Raw genomic sequence first — 5,262 nt, forward strand, 5'->3', positions numbered from 1 at the left:
GGCCATCCGCCCATGCCCGCGATCGGGCTCTGTTCGCGGGCATGGGCGGATGGCCGCCCCCCCCCGCTCCTACAGCCAAGACTGAAGAGGATAGTGGCTATCAACGGCGATATAGAAAAGCGGGACATCTGGAGCGCGATGCGCGCCGAGGCCACCGCCGCGGCGGCGGACGAACCGGTATTGGCCAGCTATTTTCACAACACGGTGCTGCGCCACAAATCCCTCGACAGGGCACTCGCCTACCAGCTGGCTTCGGTGTTGAATCACAGCGCCCTCACCGCCACCGCGCTGCAGGAAGTCATCTCCGCAGCGCTGGCGGACGACCCGCAGATCTCCCGCGCCATGCGCGCGGACATTTGCGCCTGGTACGATCGCGATCCCGCCTGCGACCAGTACCTGACTCCCTTTCTGTACTTCAAGGGTTTCCACGCGTTGCAGTCGCACCGGGTGGCGCACTGGCTGTGGCGGCAGGGGCGGCATATCCTCGCGCTGTATTTCCAGAGCCGGGTGTCGGAGCAGTTCGCGGTGGATATCCACCCGGCGGCGCGCTTCGGCTGCGGTATTATGATCGACCACGCCACCGGTCTGGTGGTGGGGGAGACCAGCGTGGTGGAGGACGACGTATCCATGCTGCACTCGGTCACCCTGGGCGGCAGTGGCAGTGGCGGCGGCGACCGCCACCCGAAAATCGGCCGCGGGGTGATGATCGGCGCCGGGGCCAAGATCCTCGGCCCGGTGAGAATCGGCGAGGGCGTGAAGATCGCGGCCGGCAGCCTGGTGCTGCGCGATGTTCCGCCCCACAGGACCGTGGCCGGCGTGCCCGCCCGGGTCGTCGGCCGCGCCGGGGAGAAGCCGGCCTATACCATGGACCAGACCCTGGACTCAGACGGCTAATCACTTGAGTTGAGAACAACAAAAAAGAGGTAAGCCCATGTCGCAACCTACATACAGCCTGGTTTTCCGCGGCGACCTGATGCCTGGGTACACCGCCGCCGACGTCAAAGCCAACATGGCACGCCTGTTCAAGGCGGGCCCGGAAACCATCGGAAAACTGTTCAGCGGCCGCCCGCTGGCGATTAAAAAAGGCCTGGACAAAGCGCAGGCGGAACAGCTGCAGGCGACCCTGGCCAAACTGGGCGCCCAATCCAGCCTGAAGCCCGAGGGCGAGCCGGCGGCGGCGCCGGCACCTGCATCCCAGGCGAGCGAACCCGAGGGCAGCCCGGCGCCGGCGCAGCCGGACTGGAGCCTGGTGCCGATGGAGGGCTACCTGATCGGGGAGCACGAGCGGGAGAGAAAAGAGGCGGTGCAGGTGGATGTGAGCCACCTGAGCCTGAAACCGGCCGGAGGATATCTGTTGGAGGAGAGCGAGCGCCCATCCAGGCAGCAGGCGGTACCGCCGGTGCAGGTGCCGGACTGGCAGTTGGTGTAGGGCGGAAACACCAGTGGCGGGCGGTCTTCCCTATGCGGCCGGGGAATTCCCATGGAGCTGCTGCTGTGCCAACAGGAGCGCGCCCAACTGGCCGGATACGCCGCCCAGTGCCGGCGGTACGATATAGGAATCCGGGTGCGCCAGCGCCGGGGCCGGCCCGTAGCCGTTCAGCAACTGCTGCACGCGTTCCCGAACCAACGGGAACAGAAAGGCGTTCTGCATCACGCCGCCACCGATAATAATCCGCTCCGGCGCGTAGCAATAGGTCAGGTTGGCGCACATCTGGGCCAGGTAATCCGCCTGCAGTTCCCAGGCGGGGTGGGAGGGCGGCAGTTCCGTGCCGGGGCGCTGCCAGCGCTGCTCCAGGGCGGGGCCGCACGCCAACCCCTCCAGGCAGTCGCCGTGGAACGGGCAGCAGCCGGCGAAGGGGTCCCGCTCTCCGTCGCGGGACATGCGCATATGTCCTATTTCGGTATGCGTGAAGCCGTTGATCAGCTGCCCGCCCATCACGATGCCGGCGCCGATGCCGGTGCCCACGGTGACGTAGATGAAATTGTCGATTCCCCGGGCGGCTCCCAGGCGCTGTTCCGCGAGGGCGGCGCCATTGACGTCGGTGTCCAGGCGCACCGGAATCCCCAGTTTTTCGCGAAACCAGTCCAGCAGGTGGACCTGCACCCAGTCGAACTTGGGCGTATTCAGGATGCGGCCGTAGTCGGGCGAGGCCGGATTGTTGTCCACCGGCCCGAAGCTGGCGATTCCCATTGTACCCAGGGGGCCGAGCGTCTCGCTCGCGTCGCGAAAAAATGCCAGCACTTCCGTCAGGGTGTGTTGCGGTTTCAGGGTGGAAAAGCGCGCGGAGGCGAGAATCCTGTGCGGGTCGCGGGCCACCACGCAGTTGAAGTTGGTTCCGCCCGCTTCCAGGCCGGCCAGCAGCGGTGCATTTTGAGCAGCCTGTAACATCGTGAAAAAGGCCCCGAAAATTCTGTTGAGTCAGGGGAAAAGAGCCCGGACATCGGGGGCGATGTCCGGGTCAAGCGGTGGTATCAAACAGAGACAAACTCAGAATTCATACTTGAACGTCACTGAACTGGTGCGACCGTTGATGGAGCGGGCGCGGATAATACCGTTTTCGGTCACCGAGCCCTCTTCCGCCTCGGTGAGCCCCTCTTCGTCGAAGAGGTTGTTCACGTTCAGGCCGACGGAAAGCGCCGGGGTGATGAAATAATTGGCGAACAGGTTGGCCTGGGTGTAGGCATCGAATTTCAGGTCATTGTTGTCCTGCGCATAGGCGTCGCTGGTGCCGATGATATTTACCCCCACACTGTAGCGGTCGGTGGTGTAGGAGGGCGTCAGCGCGTAGATCCAGTCCGCCTGGCGGCGCGGGATGTTGCCTTCCAGCGACGGATTCAGCTTGTCGCCGGCGATCTCGGCATCGGTCCAGGTCACACTGCCGGCGAGGTTGAAATCGCCCATTTGATAGGAGCCTTCGAACTCCACGCCCTGCGCCTTGTAGTCGCGATCGAAGAACGTCTGGGTAGTGGCCTCGAAATTCTGCTCCTCGGTTTCCGCGTAGAAGGCGGTTGCGAACAGGCCCAGGTTGTCGCGCCGGTATTTCACCCCGGTCTCCACCTGGTCCACTTCGTCCACCGCGGCCTCGTCGTCCCGCAGGCCGCCGTCGGGCAGCACGTTGGGGCCGAACAACAGGCGGTCGGCGTTGGCGCGGCCGCCGTGGCTGAGGCGCCCGAACACCGCCAGGTCCTCCGTGAGCAGGTAGTTGGCGCCGAGGGAGTAGGAGGTGTAGCTCCAGTCGTAGTCAATCGGCAGGGCGTTGGCGTTGTCCACGAAGGACACGCTCTGTTCCGGCACGGAGATGGTGCCGTCGCCGTTTACGTCCACATCGTTCATCTGCAGGTTGCCGGCGTAGGAGCCGCTGGCGCTGCCGCTGTCGTGGCGCAGGCTGGCGTCCAGGGTCAGGTCGCCCAGCAGCCACTCGAGGGAGACGTAGGGGGCGCGGATATCGTACTCGGCGTCGTAGTTGCGGGTGCAGCAGTTGCCCCAGAAGGGCACGCCGTAGGCGAGCAGGCCGCCGTCGGTCTGCGATTCGCCGTCCGCGTTCACCACGTCCAGCAGCGCCGCCTCATCGCCTTTGACCTCCATCAGGTAGGAGTTCCACAGCCAGGACATGTCGATGCTCTGGGAGGCCGCGTAATAGCCGAAGGTCAGGGTGGCGCTGTCGAAGTCTTTGCTGACCTTGAGGTCGTTGGTGTAGCTGCCGAGATCGTTGTATTCCACATCGAACAGGTGCATGCGCATGGCCAGGCCGTTGCCGTTCAGCGCGCTGGGATCGGCGATCGCCGTGCCGGCCTGAGAGCCGTTGGCGTAGACCAGGCTGGCGCCGGCGCCGCCGATGGATTCGGCGATGCCCTGGGCGTCGCCGATCTCCGCCGGAAAGGGGGTGTTGAAGCCGCCGTCCACAAAGGCCTTGCGGAAGCGGTCGGTCACCGTCCAGCTGTCCCCCAGGTCGAAGGAGAGCTCCGTGCCCACCGAGGTGTAGACGGGGTGCATGCCGTCGGTGATATCACTGCGGCGGGTGTTGCCGTCGTCGCCGATGCCGAGATTGGTTTTCAGCAGCGGCGTCTGCAATGTGTCCCCGAGGATATCGTAGCCGGTAATGGAACCGCCGCCGGCCCTGGCGGGCATGGGCATGTAGCTGACGGCCTTGTCGTCCAGGTGCTTGAAGTAAACCCGCGCGTAGCCGTTGTCGAATTCACGGGTCAGGTTGGCCTTGATTTGGCCGCCGGAGTTGCCGGTGTAGCCGGCGTCGCGGGGGCCGTCCCCCTCGCGGTAGAAGCCGCCGACGTGATAGCGCCAGCCGTCCGCCAGGGGGCCGCCGTATTCGAAGTCGGTGCGCACGCTGTCGTAATCCAGGCCGACGGTGGCGCTGGCGCTGCCCATGGCCTCCTCGCCGGTCCTGCTGATCACGTTGATCACGCCCCCCGGTGAATTGGAAGCAAAAGTGGAGGCGGAGCCGCCGCGAATGGATTCCACCCGGCCGACAGTGGAGTCGAGACGCAGAAAGATATCGGCGTTGCCGAAGGCGATATCGCCAAACTGCATCACCGGCAGACCGTCCTCCTGCAGTTGCAGAAACTTGGCGCCGCCGGAGGCCACCGGCAGACCGCGCACGGCAATGTTGGCATTGCCCTCGCCGCCGGACGCCTCGGCGCGGATACCGGGGATATTGCGGAAAGCCTCGGCGGTAGAGCGGGGCGCGTAATTGGCCAGGTCGTCGGTGTTCATTGAGCTGACCGAGGTGCTGGACTCCATCTTGGACACGGGCCGGGGGCTGGCGGTGACCATCACCTCTTCCAATTCCAGCAGGTCATCGGCCAGGGCCGGCTGCACGAGGGCACCGGCGACGGCCAAGGCCAGCAGGCGGGGGGCAAAGGGTTTGCGGGCGCGGGAGTTTCCGCCCCGGCGGACTAATTCTTGGTCTCTCATCGTTATGCTCCTCAAGGATCTCTTTATCGTTGTAAATCCTTGCCCGCGCGGGCGGCGGACTGGCCGTTCGCACACTGGTAGCGTGTCGGCCCATTAATTAAATCACTGTTAATTAATTTGTACAATCAGTTTTCGGAGTTCGGTGCGGGGCCGGAAGCTGGTATTGGGGAATGGGTGAGAAACGGGTGTTGCCGGCACTTCAATCGCCTGCAGGGCAGGCTCCCACAGCGCCAAGAGGCCTGAAACCCGCGCCGGTTCTGGCCAGGCCTGCGGCACTAAGACTCGGCACCCTGTAGAGAAGCGGCCCATGGCCGCGATTGCTGTATCAGGTT

Annotated in this window: 5 protein-coding genes; 2 read left to right on the top strand and 3 right to left on the bottom strand. The window is 64.8% G+C overall.

Features of this window, described 5'->3' with window-relative positions; genetic code table 11:
* Positions 1-93: 93 nt before the first annotated feature.
* Both cysE and ACRC0P_RS10605 read left to right on the top strand, forming a co-directional pair.
* Positions 94-894, top strand: a complete 801-nt coding sequence (cysE, locus tag ACRC0P_RS10600) for a serine O-acetyltransferase (RefSeq protein WP_438630650.1) — start codon at positions 94-96, stop codon at positions 892-894.
* A gap of 37 nt (positions 895-931) precedes the next feature.
* The gene (locus ACRC0P_RS10605; RefSeq protein WP_438630652.1) at positions 932-1,429 is read left to right on the top strand and encodes a hypothetical protein; all 498 of its coding nucleotides are present in this window, start codon (positions 932-934) and stop codon (positions 1,427-1,429) included.
* A 30-nt stretch (positions 1,430-1,459) separates the two neighbouring features.
* On the opposite strand, the gene ACRC0P_RS10610 is transcribed toward ACRC0P_RS10605, so the two are convergent.
* The 3 genes from ACRC0P_RS10610 to ACRC0P_RS10620 all read right to left on the bottom strand — a co-directional run.
* Positions 1,460-2,389, bottom strand: a complete 930-nt coding sequence (locus ACRC0P_RS10610; RefSeq protein ID WP_438630654.1) for an ROK family protein — start codon at positions 2,387-2,389, stop codon at positions 1,460-1,462.
* A 99-nt stretch (positions 2,390-2,488) separates the two neighbouring features.
* Complete coding sequence (locus tag ACRC0P_RS10615) at positions 2,489-4,930, bottom strand: TonB-dependent siderophore receptor (protein WP_438630656.1); 2,442 nt, start codon at positions 4,928-4,930, stop codon at positions 2,489-2,491.
* Positions 4,931-5,038: 108 nt separating this feature from the next.
* On the bottom strand, positions 5,039-5,262 hold a 224-nt coding region (locus tag ACRC0P_RS10620; RefSeq protein ID WP_438630658.1), incomplete at its 5' end, for a hypothetical protein.

This window comes from Microbulbifer sp. (assembly GCF_051659245.1).
Taxonomy (GTDB): Bacteria; Pseudomonadota; Gammaproteobacteria; order Pseudomonadales; family Cellvibrionaceae; genus Microbulbifer.